At 60.4% G+C, this 12561-nt stretch carries 13 protein-coding genes; 8 read left to right on the top strand and 5 right to left on the bottom strand.

Going from position 1 to position 12561, the window contains the following annotated elements; translation table 11 throughout:
• Together T281_RS12595 and T281_RS12590 are read right to left on the bottom strand one after the other, a co-directional pair.
• The coding region (locus T281_RS12595; protein ID WP_037239478.1) for a FeoB small GTPase domain-containing protein at nt 1-651 on the bottom strand (651 nt) is incomplete at its 3' end.
• Nucleotides 648-881: a FeoA family protein gene (locus tag T281_RS12590; protein ID WP_081796784.1), complete on the bottom strand. Its 234-nt coding sequence runs from the start codon at nt 879-881 to the stop codon at nt 648-650. The genes T281_RS12590 and T281_RS12595, both read right to left, overlap by 4 nt.
• A gap of 525 nt (nt 882-1406) precedes the next feature.
• On the opposite strand from T281_RS12590, the gene T281_RS12585 reads away from it, so the two are divergent.
• The gene (locus tag T281_RS12585; protein WP_037239474.1) at nt 1407-3800 is read left to right on the top strand and encodes a TonB-dependent receptor plug domain-containing protein; all 2394 of its coding nucleotides are present in this window, start codon (nt 1407-1409) and stop codon (nt 3798-3800) included.
• Nucleotides 3801-3885: 85 nt separating this feature from the next.
• Nucleotides 3886-4422, top strand: a complete 537-nt coding sequence (locus tag T281_RS12580) for a hypothetical protein (protein WP_155955231.1) — start codon at nt 3886-3888, stop codon at nt 4420-4422.
• Between the two features lie 41 nt (nt 4423-4463).
• Here the strand turns inward: T281_RS12580 and T281_RS12575 are convergent, their stop codons facing one another.
• From T281_RS12575 to T281_RS12565, 3 genes are all read right to left on the bottom strand, one after another.
• The gene (locus tag T281_RS12575; RefSeq protein WP_037239471.1) at nt 4464-6170 is read right to left on the bottom strand and encodes an OmpA family protein; all 1707 of its coding nucleotides are present in this window, start codon (nt 6168-6170) and stop codon (nt 4464-4466) included.
• The gene (locus T281_RS12570) at nt 6160-6465 is read right to left on the bottom strand and encodes a hypothetical protein (RefSeq protein ID WP_013421006.1); all 306 of its coding nucleotides are present in this window, start codon (nt 6463-6465) and stop codon (nt 6160-6162) included. The genes T281_RS12575 and T281_RS12570 overlap by 11 nt, the downstream gene beginning before the upstream one ends.
• Before the next feature lie 136 nt (nt 6466-6601).
• On the bottom strand, nt 6602-6838 hold the full coding sequence (locus T281_RS12565) for a hypothetical protein (RefSeq protein WP_155955230.1): 237 nt from the start codon (nt 6836-6838) through the stop codon (nt 6602-6604).
• 245 nt (nt 6839-7083) lie between these two features.
• Here T281_RS12565 and T281_RS17855 point away from each other — a divergent pair, with 245 nt between their 5' ends.
• From T281_RS17855 to T281_RS12535, 6 genes are all read left to right on the top strand, one after another.
• Nucleotides 7084-7599 carry a Rab family GTPase gene (locus T281_RS17855; RefSeq protein WP_052037451.1) on the top strand — a complete coding sequence of 172 codons (516 nt, stop codon included), beginning with the start codon at nt 7084-7086 and terminating at the stop codon, nt 7597-7599.
• A complete protein-coding gene (locus T281_RS17850; protein WP_052037450.1) occupies nt 7596-8270 on the top strand; it encodes a response regulator transcription factor in 675 nt (224 codons plus the stop codon). Before T281_RS17855 ends, T281_RS17850 begins: the two co-directional genes overlap by 4 nt.
• A gap of 190 nt (nt 8271-8460) precedes the next feature.
• Nucleotides 8461-8961, top strand: coding sequence for a hypothetical protein (locus T281_RS12550; protein ID WP_037239465.1), 501 nt, complete (start codon nt 8461-8463; stop codon nt 8959-8961).
• A gap of 368 nt (nt 8962-9329) precedes the next feature.
• Nucleotides 9330-11144 (top strand): sensor histidine kinase, encoded by a 1815-nt coding sequence (locus tag T281_RS17845; RefSeq protein ID WP_162173174.1) that lies wholly within the window; start codon nt 9330-9332, stop codon nt 11142-11144.
• Between the two features lie 87 nt (nt 11145-11231).
• The gene (gene bioB, locus T281_RS12540; RefSeq protein ID WP_037239463.1) at nt 11232-12251 is read left to right on the top strand and encodes a biotin synthase BioB; all 1020 of its coding nucleotides are present in this window, start codon (nt 11232-11234) and stop codon (nt 12249-12251) included.
• On the top strand, nt 12235-12561 hold a 327-nt coding region (locus T281_RS12535; RefSeq protein ID WP_037239452.1), incomplete at its 3' end, for an aminotransferase class I/II-fold pyridoxal phosphate-dependent enzyme. The genes bioB and T281_RS12535, both read left to right, overlap by 17 nt.

Here is a 12561-nt window from a genome sequence, read left to right as displayed (position 1 = left end):
ATCGTCGCCTTCGATGAGCTTCAGCGCGACCCAGCGGGGATCGACACCCGCAGCCGTGGCAGCGTCCGACAAAGCCGGTGCCAAGGCACCGATTGCCTTTTCAACCGCAGGAACCTGCGTCGGCCGGACGCACGGAGCCGGAGGCGCCTGCACCGCACGGGCGATTTCCGCCTTGAGAGCGTCGCCGCCTCTGCGCTTGCTCGCAACCATGGGCACGACCGGACAGCCAAGCGCCTGACCAAGCGCCGCCGCGTCGATAGCCACCCCGCCCCTTTCGGCGAGGTCGGACATGTTCAGCGCGAGGATGAGCGGAACGCCCATTTCCAGCAACTGGGTGGTGAGATAAAGGTTACGTTCGAGATTTGACGCATCTAGGATGTCGACGATCAGGTCGGGCTCGCCGCTCAGGATGTAATCGCGCGCAACGCGCTCGTCTTCGGAGCCCCGCCCGACATTCGCCAGAAGATAAACCCCCGGCAGATCGATGATATCGTAGCGCGCGCCTTTCCAGCGATAGGCACCGAGCTTCTTCTCCACCGTGACGCCCGGCCAGTTGCCGATGGTCTGGGTTGCCCCCGTCAGCACATTGAAAAGTGTCGTCTTGCCGCAGTTGGGATTGCCGGCAAGTGCAATCGTGTGATGGGTCTTCATGAGAGGCGTTCGACTTCCACGATGGCCGCTTCGCCTTTCCGAAGCGTGAGTTTGAAGTTTCTCACCTTGATTTCGATCGGATCGCCAAGCGGTGCACGGCGCTGGACCGAGAAAGTCGCACCGGGTGTCAAGCCCATCGCGAGAAGGCGCTGACGATAGCCTCGGTCGCCAGATGAAAACCCGACGACCCGAGCACTTTCTCCGACCCTGATATTTTCGAGAGTAATCATAATGCTCAGGAAGACCTTGAATGGACGATGATAATTACGTGGGATTCCGATGGCACTACCAAGAATCCACTCCGCCTCTCCGTGATGTGAGAGAGTTTGCGTCAGCAGATCTGTATGCCGCCCTGAAACTAGATTTCAAAATATCAGAAGGTCAACATATTTGTTATATTTGAAACTAGAGTAATTCTAATGTGATTTCCGGGCGACTGGCAGCGATCTTCCACGGTCCGCCCCGCTGATATTGCCGCGTGGTGTCTGCCTGTCGGGCGTGGGATGGCGCGTTCGGAGGGCACCCGTCCTCGCCCGCAATTTCCCCTGCACGCATTGAAAGCAGGCAGCCGCGCCTCTTCGATGGGCAGGAATGTACACCTGCTGTAAATATATCACAGCTGTTTACCGGCGTATACAACTGCGACAACCCGTATTCCCCTGAGCTGTATAGTCGATAATATACCTCCCTGGCCTTGGGCACGGCGTTCACGCCGAGGGTGGGCCAGATCGATATTCTGGGTAAGGGGCAAAAACATGAATATTTCCCGCAAGGAGCGGGCGCGCGGCAGGCTGGCCGGCGCGCTCGCAACGGGATCGGCTGCGCGCGAACACAATGAGCGCGCGTATGGTGCAAGCAGCGTTATTCCATGTCGGCTTGGTGCCGCAATTTCGCATAGAGCGCTGGTACTCGCGGCTGCCGGCGTCGCGTTCGGGGCGATGCTGCCAGCCTCAACGCATGCGCAGGAAACGCAGGTCGCTGCGGATCAGACGCCGACGCTTCCGCCGGTGGTCGTGTTCCAGCCGAAGACGGTGACGCCTGCTTCCGCGCCGCGTGCGCGTCGCGAGGCGCAAACCACGCAGACAACGCCATCGGATGAGGCTTCGGGCACCGATGCCGCTGAGGGAGCGGGCGGCACCGGAACAGGCGGCTCGTCGGCGGCTGGCATTTTCAGCCTCGGCGGCATCAACCTCATGGGCGGCACGGTCGTCACCAACGAGCAGACCTGGACCTTCCAGAAGCCCACGCTCGATCAAGCGGCGGCGCTCGCTCCGGGCGTCTCGGACTCAAACGGTGGCGGCCAGCGCAACGAACGCCTTCTCTACGTGCGCGGCTTCGATCGCTACCAGGTGCCGCTCACCATCGATGGTGTGCGCGTCTATCTTCCCGCCGATAACCGCCTCGACTATGGGCGCTTCCTCACGGGCGCGGAAATTGCCGAAATCCAGATCGCGAAGGGCTACGCTTCCGTGCTGGACGGCCCCGGTGGGCTCGGCGGTGCCATCAATCTCGTGACGCGGCGGCCGACGAAGGAACTCGAAGGCGAGGTCGAGCAGACATTCACTTTCGCGGGCGACGGCGCCTATAGCGGCTTCCGCACGTCCGGCTATGTCGGCACGAAGCAGAAATATTACTACCTGACGGCGTCCGGCTCAGTGCTGGACTCGAAAGGCTGGAAGCTCTCCGACGACTTCAAGCCGCAGAACTCGGCAAGCGAAGACGGAGGCTGGCGCAACAATTCCGACGTGAACGACTGGCGGATCAACGTCAAGGCGGGCATCACGCCGAATGCGACTGATGAATATTCGATCAGCTATCTCAAGCAGGAAGGATCGAAGGGCGCGCCATTCCACACCGTCAACCCCATCAACAACCAGAAGTATTGGGATTGGCCCTGGTGGAACCTCGACAGCGTCTATTCTCATACGACAACGCGCATCGGTCAGTCTTCATACGTCAACACGAAGATGTTCTATAACACCTTCGACAACGGGCTTTTCGCGTATGACAACCAGTATCTGAACACGCAGACGACATCGAACGCCTTTCGCAGCTATTACAAGGACGAAGGCTACGGCGGCAGCATCGACGCCGGCACAGACATCACCAACTGGGATACGCTGAAGGCCGCGTTCCACTATCGCCGCGATATTCACGAAGAATACAACCGGCTTTACGTGAACAGTAGCAAAGGATCGAGTTGCGGCGTCCTCGGTACTGATCCCTACGTCATGACGGCACCATGCACAGAGCCGGTGCAGCGAAGCGAGGAAGATACTTACTCCATCGCCCTCGAAAATACGTTCCACGTGACCCCGCGCGTGGATCTCGTCACGGGCGCGAGCTACGATTGGCGCAATCTTCTTCAGGCGCAGGACTGGACTGCCGCCAACGGCCTGTTCGACTATACGCTGAAGGACAGCGATGCGTGGAACTGGCAGGCCGCGGCGATCTGGCGTTACTCGGATGACGCCAAGGTTTATGCCAACGTCTCGCACCGCACGCGCTTCCCGACGCTGTTCGAGCGCTTCAGTTCGCGTTTCGGCGGCGCCACATCGAATCCGGGGCTCGCTCCCGAGGAATCAACGAACTTCGAAGTCGGCTGGGCGGGTAAGCTGTTCGGGCGCGCGCAGGTCTCAACGGCCGTCTTCTATAGCGATGTAACCGATTTCATCCAGTCAGTGAACATCGCATATAATGGCGGCACCTATAGTCAGTCGCAGAACATCGGCGACGGTGAATTTTACGGCTGGGAGGGATCGGCGGACGTTCCGCTGACGAAGACGCTTTCGGTCGGCGGCAACGTCACGCTGATCCAGCGCAACATTTCCAACCCGACATCCGGCGTGGAACTGACTGGCGTCCCCGACGCCAAGGGCATCGCCTATGTAAAGTGGAGCCCGCTCGACGGCGTCACTCTCACGCCGAACGTCGAGATGGCGAGCACGCGTTGGACCTCAAATTCCAGCAGCGTCTATTACACCATCGGCGCCTACACCATCGCCAACATCTCGGCTGAGTACGAGTTCCGCCCCGGCGCGACGCTCCAGCTCACCGCGCGCAACCTTACAGATGAGAACTACGCGCTCACTGACGGCTTCCCGGAGCCGGGCCGCAGCTTCACGGCTGGCATGCGCATCAAGTTCTGACGAGTTCGGGGGGCCGCAACCCCGCGCGGTCCCCCGATATTTCGCGCGCGGTTTCACGCCGCCGCAAAACATGAAGGAATGGATCATGGATTTCACGATAACAAAACCCGCGAAGGCCGCAGCTTTCGCGCTGACTGCCTTTTTACTGTGCAACCCCGCCATTGCCGAGGATGGGCCGTGCGATGGCTTTAGCTGGCCGATGGCGACCGAACTCGCCTGGATGCAGGCGGCGGATGCCGTGGCTGTGAAGTCCGGCGCGGAGATAGCCGCGCTTCCTGCCAAGGCAGTTGCCTTGACGCTGCCACGGACGAATGAGGCAGCGCTTCCGGCGAAGTCCGGTATCAAGGAAGGCGCGCTTGCGGCCGACAGCTATTCCGGCTTCCTCACGATCAAGGCGCTGCCGAAGAAGGCCGTCTATCAGATCACGCTTTCGAAGCATGCCTGGATCGACGTTGTTCAAGCCGACAAGTCGGCCGAAACCGTGGCCTTCACTGGGCGCGGGGAATGTCCGATCGTGCGCAAGAGCGTGCGCTTCGAGCTTGGCGAAGGGCCTGTGACGCTGATGATTGTTGGGTCGGACGTCGAGACCGTAAAGATCGCGATCCGCGAGGCGCAGGACTAGCATGAGCGCGAGCGGGCGGGGAAAGGTCGCGGCCCCGCCTCTCATTCGCCCTCAAGGGCCAGCTGAAACTCCACGCGGCGGTTGTTGCTCGTCGCGCCCGTCTCGGTCGTAATCACCGTTTCCGTTCTGCGGCTTACCGTGGCGAGGCGGTCCTCCGCGACGCCGAGCTTGACCAGTTCGTCCACCACAGCCTTTGCGCGCTCCTGCCCGAGTTGCTGGTTGCGTTCGCTCTGGCCGAGCGAGTCGGTGAAGCCCACGACTAGGAGGCGAATATCGGAATTGGCTATGATGGCGGCCAGCTCCGCGAGCTTCCGGCTTGCGATGTCGGGATTGCGGAATTTCGTGCCGTCGCCGAAGAAGATGGCGTTCCTTCGCGCCCACTCGGTGAAGCGCTGCTGCGGCGAGAACACCTGCGCGCTCACCGTCTTTAGCGTTTCGGCCTGTTCCACAACGCGCGCCTTCAAATCGGCCAGGCTCGCATTGCCAGCCTCGATCCGCGCTTCGATGGCGGCGAGCTTGTCCATGATGGCCGAGACCGCGCTCTGAAGTTCCTCGACCTTGCGTTGCTCGGGAAGGACGAGAAGCCGACTTACGACCGGCAGTTCGGTGACGCGGCTCGACACCTGATTTTCGACACCCTCCTTGACGGCGTAGCTCGGCACCAGTCCCGATAAAATGAGGGATTGTCCGTCGCCGTCGAAACGCACGTCCAACGGGAAGCCCGCCAAGCCCGGATACGCCCTTGCGATGCTCGCGGCCGTGTCGCGTATCGCTTCAAGACGCTCGCTTTGCCAATATCGAAATCCCCCAAAGGTGAGGACGGCGAGGATGAACGTACTATAGAGCACGATGGCGAACACCGGCCTGCGCCGCCTCTGGCTCAGGGTCTCCTGCACCTTCTCCGCAAGCGCGGCCAGCGTTTCGCGGGCGGCTTGCGCGGCGGTGTGCCGGTCGGGTGAACTGAGGCGCGGTTCGTGGACGTCGAGGACATTGACGATCGTCTTGTCCAGAACGTCCAGCAGCGACGCTCTCGCGTAGCCCTCGCAGCGCAGCACGAACAGCATCTTGGCCGTCATGCGCAGATAGATCTGCGAGTCGCCGAGGTCGATGGACTTCAGGGACTGGCGCTTCGCCTTGAGCGCCTCGGACGCGAACCTGTTCACGGCGGCGAGCATGGCGGTGACGCGCGGCCCGTCGTCTGCGATGGGTTCCCCGACCGCCAGATCGGGCGCCTGCCATGAGTCGACAAGCGCGCCCGTTTCGGCGTCGATCAGCAGGATCTCCTGCACGCGGAATGCCGAGCGCCGCCGCAGCAGCGCTTTGGCATAAGACTTGCCGGTGACGAGGCAATATAGCCGCAACCAGATGAAGCGGCCTGACAGCCCCCCTTCGAGGCGCTGGTTCGTCTGCTCCATGAAGTCGCGGAAGGCGCTCATCACATAGGCCGACGTCAGTCGCCCGAGGATGGGATAAAGCGCATCGACGATTTCGTTGCGGGAGTTGCGGATTTCGCTGCGGATGCCGTCGATGATGACCGGGGCCATCGAGACGGCGAGGCCCGAGCGGTCCTTGATGCCCGCGGACCGCATTGCGCCCGCGAGAACGTCGGCAACGCTTTCGCGAAGTTGCTCAGGCGAGCCTATGCTCTGGTCGTGCGCTGCGACGAGAGCGCGCACGTCTTCGAGCGCCGCGCTTTCCCGCCCGAAAAGTACGTCCTTGAGCGCGAGGTAATCGTTCTTAGCCGACATCGCCCGCCGCTCCCCGCTCAAGCCGCAAGCGGCCGGCAATGTCGCCGATTGCCTTGCTGAGGTCGGAAAGGGCTTCTTTTTGCGAGTGCTCGGACGCCGCCGCGAGGCTGTCGATCCGTTTTTCGATGGACAGGAACCGCGCTCGGCACTCCTCCTCGAAGAGGGAAAGCCGCTCCTCTATCCCCGCCATCCGCGCTTCATGGGCGCGGCGGAGATCGCGGAGAATAATGTCCTTAATGATCAGAATCTCTGGCGCCGACCCGTCATCGGCGGCCTCGGTCGTATTTGAGAGCATGTCACCCACCTGCCCGGCATCTAAGCAATAAGCTTCAATACCACATAAAATCGTGGGTCGAAAAAAGATCGTTTGTTTACCTTTACATGAACCCTGAGCGACACCCGGTCGCAGGGCGGGCTGCCGGAAGCTGCGGCTACTGGAGCGGCTCGCGTCTTTCGCGAAACAGCTCCTCGGGGCTAAGCTGGTACCTAAGCATCAGCGCGCGGATGCACTCCTCAATTCGCTCGTTCCAGTCCGCCATCCCCAGCTCTTCGAAATCGGCCATAGCAAACGAAAGCAGCCGAGCCAGCTTCACCGCAGATTTTCGTGCATATTCATCTTCGCTAAAATATTCTGCTAGCACGACGCCGCTCGGCGTATTATTTCGCATGACTGGGCTCCCCAAAAGGAAAGCCTTAAAAAGCATGCCGTCACCACCAAGTCGACTAAGGATAATTCCCTAGATGTGGCATTAAGGGCGGCAAGGGAAGACTTGTGGAACTTCGCAGAAAAACAATGGATTATGTCAACCGTCCGCCTGAACTTGAACGATCAAATGAAGGGTTTATTAAGGGTTCCACCTCAGGGCGCGCCAAGTGGTATGCGCAATCGACAACTTAATCTCGAGTATGCCTCATGACGAATCAGGCGATAAAGCTGTTACTGCTGGGCGAAGTCGGGGTTGGGAAAACGTCGCTGGCCAGACGCCTTGTGTTTGGCACCTTCGATTCAAGCTACAAGGCGACGATCGGCGTCGACATTTTCGATTTTAGACTCAAGGCAGCGGTCTCCGGCCTGCTCGTCGATGTCAATCTTCTTATCTGGGATATCGACGGCGACTATTCGCAAGATATCTACCGCCACATCTATTCGGAAGGGGCAACCGGCGCGCTCATCGTGTCCGATGTGTCGCGCCCGCTGACGCAGAAAGCCGCGGTCGATCTATGGGGCGGCTTCGAGCGTGAGTTTCCGGGACGACCTGCGAAGATCGTGATGAACAAGGCCGATCTCCTGACGAGTCCCGCCAGCACGCTGATGCCGGCGGCCATCGGCGTCGACTTTGTCTGGACCAGCGCGAAAACGGGATATCTGGTGCTTGACGCATTCGCCGAGGTCGCGCGGCACTGCGTTGCGAGAGGGCTCGCCCTATGAGTGAAATCGATGCGGATGCGGCGACGTTGGCCATGTTCGAACAGAGCGGTTTCGGACTGGCCCTTGCCGATGCGGGACAGATGATAACCTCCTCCACCGGGAAACTTGCGGGTTATCTTCCGGTAGGAAAGGCCATTTGCGATAGCTTTCCCCCATTCAGGGGGCTGGCTTCCAGGATTGCAGCCCTTCAAAAGAGGACGGCGGGCAAGCTGACACTTCCCGCGGTGGCGGTCGTTACCGATACTTCACCGGCGGAAAAATCGTCGTTGCTGATTTCCTGGGATCAGGAGCTGAGACTTTACACGATCTACTGCTATCCGTCCCACGACGATGCCGAAAAGAAGCTGGCTGGAAGTTTGCGTTTGAGGCGTATCTCGGACGAAATCATCCGGGCTGGCGGGACAGCGATGGGACCGGAGCCCGCAAGGAAGGCCGGGGCGGCTCAGACTGCGGCGCTCGTGGACCAACTTTCAACGAGAGAGCGGGAGGTCGTCGGGCTTCTGGCGTCCGGCCAACCCAACAAGGGGGTGGCGCGCATTCTTGGCCTCAGCACGAAAACCGTCGAAGCACATCGGGCGAGAGCGCTCAAGCGGCTCAACGTCAGGACCACCGCGGACTTGATCCGAGTGGCGATAGAAGCCGGGCTTACCGATAAAGCGCGCGGCTCCTGATTACGTCATGCCTCGCCTGCTTGCCGCCGAAGAATTAGACGGTCGCGCGCAAATATACCGAATCTTAAGCGCATCTACTTCTGTGCATTTATACAGCGCCTGTTTTTGTTACGCTCGTTTCCAGAGATAAATTGCCGAGGCGAGAAGCCTTGCCGATTTCCGCTATTCGCTCAGGAGAGAGAGACTGGACATGGCGACAAAAAATGACTTCACGCCGGAAGAATGGAAAACCCTTCTCGATGGCGCCATGATGTCGGGATTGGCGGTTACGGCCGCCGAACCGAGCGGCATTATCGGCATGCTCAAGGAAAGCTTCGCAGCCAGTCAGTCTCTGATCGAAGGGCGGCGGGGTCCGAACGAACTCATTCGCTCCATCGTCGAGGACTTTGAAACGTCGCAAGGTCGTACCGACGCGCGGGCGGCTCTGAAGGAAAGACTCGGCGAAAACGTAGACGCCGCGAAGCTCAAGGCGAAATCCATCGAGACGCTTCAGGAAGTCGCCTCAATCCTGGAAGCGAAAGCGCCGCAGGATGCTCCGGCGGTGAAGGAATGGCTCTATCACATCAGCCAGAAGGTGGCCGACGCGGCTTCCGAAGGCGGCAACTTTCTGGGCATCGGCGGCGTGCAGGTCAGCGACGCGGAAAAGGCGACGCTTGCCGAGATTTCCGGCGCACTCAAGCTCGCCGCGTAATCCGCTGACTTTTCGCCGGGGGCGCGGCAGATCACGCGCCCCTGACGCAGGTCATCCCATCAAGAAGCCATATTTTGCATTGAACAGGTGCTGCGCATCATAGGCGCGGCCAAATATTCATATCTTTTAATTCAATAGCAACGCATAATATTTACTTCTCGATAGTGTTTCGCCTGCTTTTGTTCATCACCGTTGCATTTATGATCTATACCTCTCATCTGAGAAAACCTTACCCACCTTGCCCCAATTTTATGGCAAGTTTAAGGACTTCTTTCGTGATATGGAGATCGCTTTCCCGGGACCATCTGCCCGTTACTCCGCGTGAGGCGTCGCGTTGGGCTGCGGCAAGAAAAGCCAAGCGCCGAATTGTGGCATACAGCCTTGCGATCATGATGGCGATTTGCGTGCTGGTCGGAGAAGCGATCATCAATGAGCAGCACGATGCGCTTCAGCGCGCGAGGGTCGATGCCGCAAACATATCGGCGAGCTTCGAAGAGCAGATCCGCACGAATTTCGAGGCAGCGGCAAATGCCGCCGTGGAGATAAAGCGCCGGTTCGAAAGCAGCGATACTCCGCTCGATCTCGAAAAAACGAGGTCAGCCGCGCCCGTTTACGGTTCCCCTTCGATAGACATCACCATCACCGATGCCGATGGAACTGTCGTCTCGACGACCGTTCCCCATGGACGAGGGAAGACGAGCGTCGCCGATCGCGACTATTTCCGGGTACAAAAAGAGGGCGATGCGGATCTTTATATCGGCGCGCCCATCTACGGAAGGCTATCCGGAAGAACCATAATCCCCCTGTCGCTTCGGCTTGAAAAGAACGGCAAATTCGCCGGTGTGGTGGTCACATCTCTGACGCCCAGCCTCCTCACCACACTGCACCGCAAGATCCATCTCGGCGAAACGACCGCCATCAGCCTCATCCGCAACGATGGCGCGCGTCTGGTCCGATACACAAAATCGGGCGGCCTCGACATGTCCCTTCCCGCGATCAGCCCCGCAACGCTCAAGGTGCTTCAGGACGCGGGAAACTCTTCATCGTCGGGCATTTTTATGGGTAACGGCTCGCCTGACGGTATTGTTCGTATCCAGCACTTTCGCAAGTTTCCAGATCTGCCGCTGACTATCATATCCGGCGTCGGCCGAGACGAGGTTTTGGCTCCCGTCCGTCGGCAGGAGCTTACATTCGTAGGTCTCGGCCTTGCCGCGCTGTGTCTCCCGCTCATCATGGCGATCATGCTCAATCGGGAGATCAACAGGCGCGTCGCCCAGGAAAGCGCCCTCGACCGCGAAAGCGATAAGGTGCGGATGGAGCATGCCGCCCTGCTCTCCATCAGCGAGGAACTGGCGAACGAACGCGTGAAGCTCCGCCGAACCAATGCGGAACTCGTGGCGGCCAAAAGCCGGGCCGAGCAGGCGAACGAAGCGAAATCGGCGTTCCTCGCGAATATGAGCCATGAGTTGCGAACGCCGCTGAACGCCATCCTCGGCTTCTCGGAGATCATTCGCGATAAGATGATCGGCAACGACATCGACCGCTACGCATCCTATGCCGCCGACGTTCACAAATCGGGCACGCACCTGCTGAACATCGTCAACGACATCCTCGACGTGACGCGCATCGAGGCGGGCAAGCTTGAACTGCACGAGGACGAAATCAACCTCGACACGCTCATTCACCGCAGCCTGCTTGATGTGCAAGGTCAGGCGCTTGCCGGTGGCGTCCTCCTTGCCGCGCCCGCCCGCAATCTCGGCGTGGTGCTGCGCGGCGACAAGGGCAAGCTGAAGCAGATCCTTGTCAACCTGCTTTCGAACGCCATCAAGTTCACGGCCAAGGGCGGCCGCATCGTGATTTCAGCCACTCCCGAATGGGACGGCGGCCTTTGCGTAAAAATCCGCGACACCGGCATTGGCATGAGCGGCGACGAAATCCGACAGGCGCTGGAGCTGTTCCGGCAGGTGGAGAACGGGCTGGCGAGACGCTACGAAGGCGCGGGGTTGGGGCTGCCGCTCGCGGTTCGGCTCACCGAACTGCACGGCGGTACGCTTGCGGTCGACAGCATTCCCGGCGAGGGAACCGAAGTTTCCGTCCGCTTCCCAGCAAAGCGCGTCGTCTTCGACAAGCGCGTGTCGAAGCAACGCTTCGCCGAAACCGTCCCCGTCAAGATCGCGTCGTGATCGCGCGGCGAGTCGTCCCGGTTTGTTGCGCGCGGCGGTCAGGAGGTCTACAAACGCCGGGAATTCAAAAAAGGGGGTTCGCCTCAAGTGTCCCGCACCAGTGAAGAACGGCATGATTGGACGCGCGAAGAAGCGCAGAAACTTTACGACCAGCCGTTCAATGACCTCATCTTTCAGGCCCACAGCCTGCACCGCCGCTATTTCGAGCCAAACAAGGTCCAGATAAGCCGCCTCCTGTCGATCAAGACGGGCGGTTGCCCCGAGGATTGCGCCTATTGCAGTCAATCCGCGCATCACAAGACCGGGCTTTCCGCCGAAAAGCTTATGGAAGTCGAGCGCGTCATCGAAGAGGCCCGCAAGGCGAAGGCGGCGGGCGCATCGCGCTACTGTATGGGCGCAGCCTTCCGCAGCCCCAAGGAGCGCGATCTCGACATGATCTGCGCCATGGTGACGGGCGTGAAGGCGCTCGGCATGGAAACCTGCATGACGCTCGGCATGCTGTCCGACGCGCACGCGAAGCGCCTCGCCGCTGTCGGCCTCGACTATTACAACCACAACATCGACACGTCCGAGCGGTACTACAAGGAAATCATCACGACACGCACCTTCGCCGACCGGCTCGAAACGCTGGATCGCGTGCGCGCGGCGGGCATCAAGATCTGCTGCGGCGGCATTCTCGGCATGGGCGAGGAGCCGGAAGACCGCTTCGACATGCTGGTGACGCTGGCGAACCTGCCGCAGCCGCCCGAGAGCGTGCCGATCAATCAGCTCGTGCCGGTCGAGGGAACGCCGCTCGAAAACGTGCCGCCCATGGACCCGATCGCCTTCGTTCGCACGGTGGCGCTTGCGCGCATCATGATGCCGCGCTCCATGGTCCGGCTTTCCGCTGGACGCGCTGAGATGAGCGACGAGACGCAGGCGCTGTGCTTCTTCGCGGGCGCCAACTCGATCTTCATGGGCGATACGCTGCTCACGACGGAGAACACGGAAGAAGGCTCGGACGCGCATCTTTTCGCGAGGCTCGGCCTTTCGCCGATGGAGCTGAGCCCAGAGGATCGCACCGAAAGCTGCGCCGCGCGGGAAACGGTTCATGCTGCGGCCTTATGAAGACGCGCTGGCACGGTTGGAGGAGCGCGGGCGGCTTCGCCAGCTCACCCTGCCGTCCGGCTACGACTTCACCTCCAACGACTATCTTGGCCTTGCGGAATCGCATGAACTGAGAGAAGCGGTGCTCGCGGCGCTCGAACGCGGCATCGCCATCGGCGCGGGGGGGTCACGGCTCCTTCGCGGCAACTATTCCGAACATGAAAGCCTCGAAGCCGACGCGGCGAAGTTCTTCGGCGCGGAAAGCGCTCTGTTCTTCTCGAACGGATTTCAGGCGAATTACGCGATCTTCGCGGCGCTGCCGAAACGCGGC

The sequence above is a fragment of the Rhodomicrobium udaipurense JA643 genome (assembly GCF_000636015.1).
Classification (GTDB): domain Bacteria; phylum Pseudomonadota; class Alphaproteobacteria; order Rhizobiales; family Rhodomicrobiaceae; genus Rhodomicrobium; species Rhodomicrobium udaipurense.
Note: the sequence above shows the minus strand (reverse complement) of the source record. Positions and strands in the feature narration are given on the sequence as shown.

Coding starts and splice junctions, on each gene's coding strand:
- T281_RS12590 (WP_081796784.1), bottom strand. CDS start 881: ATGATTACTCTCGAAAATATCAGGGTCGGAGAAAGTGCTCGGGTCGTC.
- T281_RS12550 (WP_037239465.1), top strand. CDS start 8,461: ATGGCGACAAAAAATGACTTCACGCCGGAAGAATGGAAAACCCTTCTC.
- T281_RS12570 (WP_013421006.1), bottom strand. CDS start 6,465: ATGCTCTCAAATACGACCGAGGCCGCCGATGACGGGTCGGCGCCAGAG.
- T281_RS17855 (WP_052037451.1), top strand. CDS start 7,084: ATGACGAATCAGGCGATAAAGCTGTTACTGCTGGGCGAAGTCGGGGTT.
- T281_RS17850 (WP_052037450.1), top strand. CDS start 7,596: ATGAGTGAAATCGATGCGGATGCGGCGACGTTGGCCATGTTCGAACAG.
- T281_RS12580 (WP_155955231.1), top strand. CDS start 3,886: ATGGATTTCACGATAACAAAACCCGCGAAGGCCGCAGCTTTCGCGCTG.
- T281_RS12575 (WP_037239471.1), bottom strand. CDS start 6,170: ATGTCGGCTAAGAACGATTACCTCGCGCTCAAGGACGTACTTTTCGGG.
- T281_RS12565 (WP_155955230.1), bottom strand. CDS start 6,838: ATGCGAAATAATACGCCGAGCGGCGTCGTGCTAGCAGAATATTTTAGC.
- T281_RS12585 (WP_037239474.1), top strand. CDS start 1,407: ATGAATATTTCCCGCAAGGAGCGGGCGCGCGGCAGGCTGGCCGGCGCG.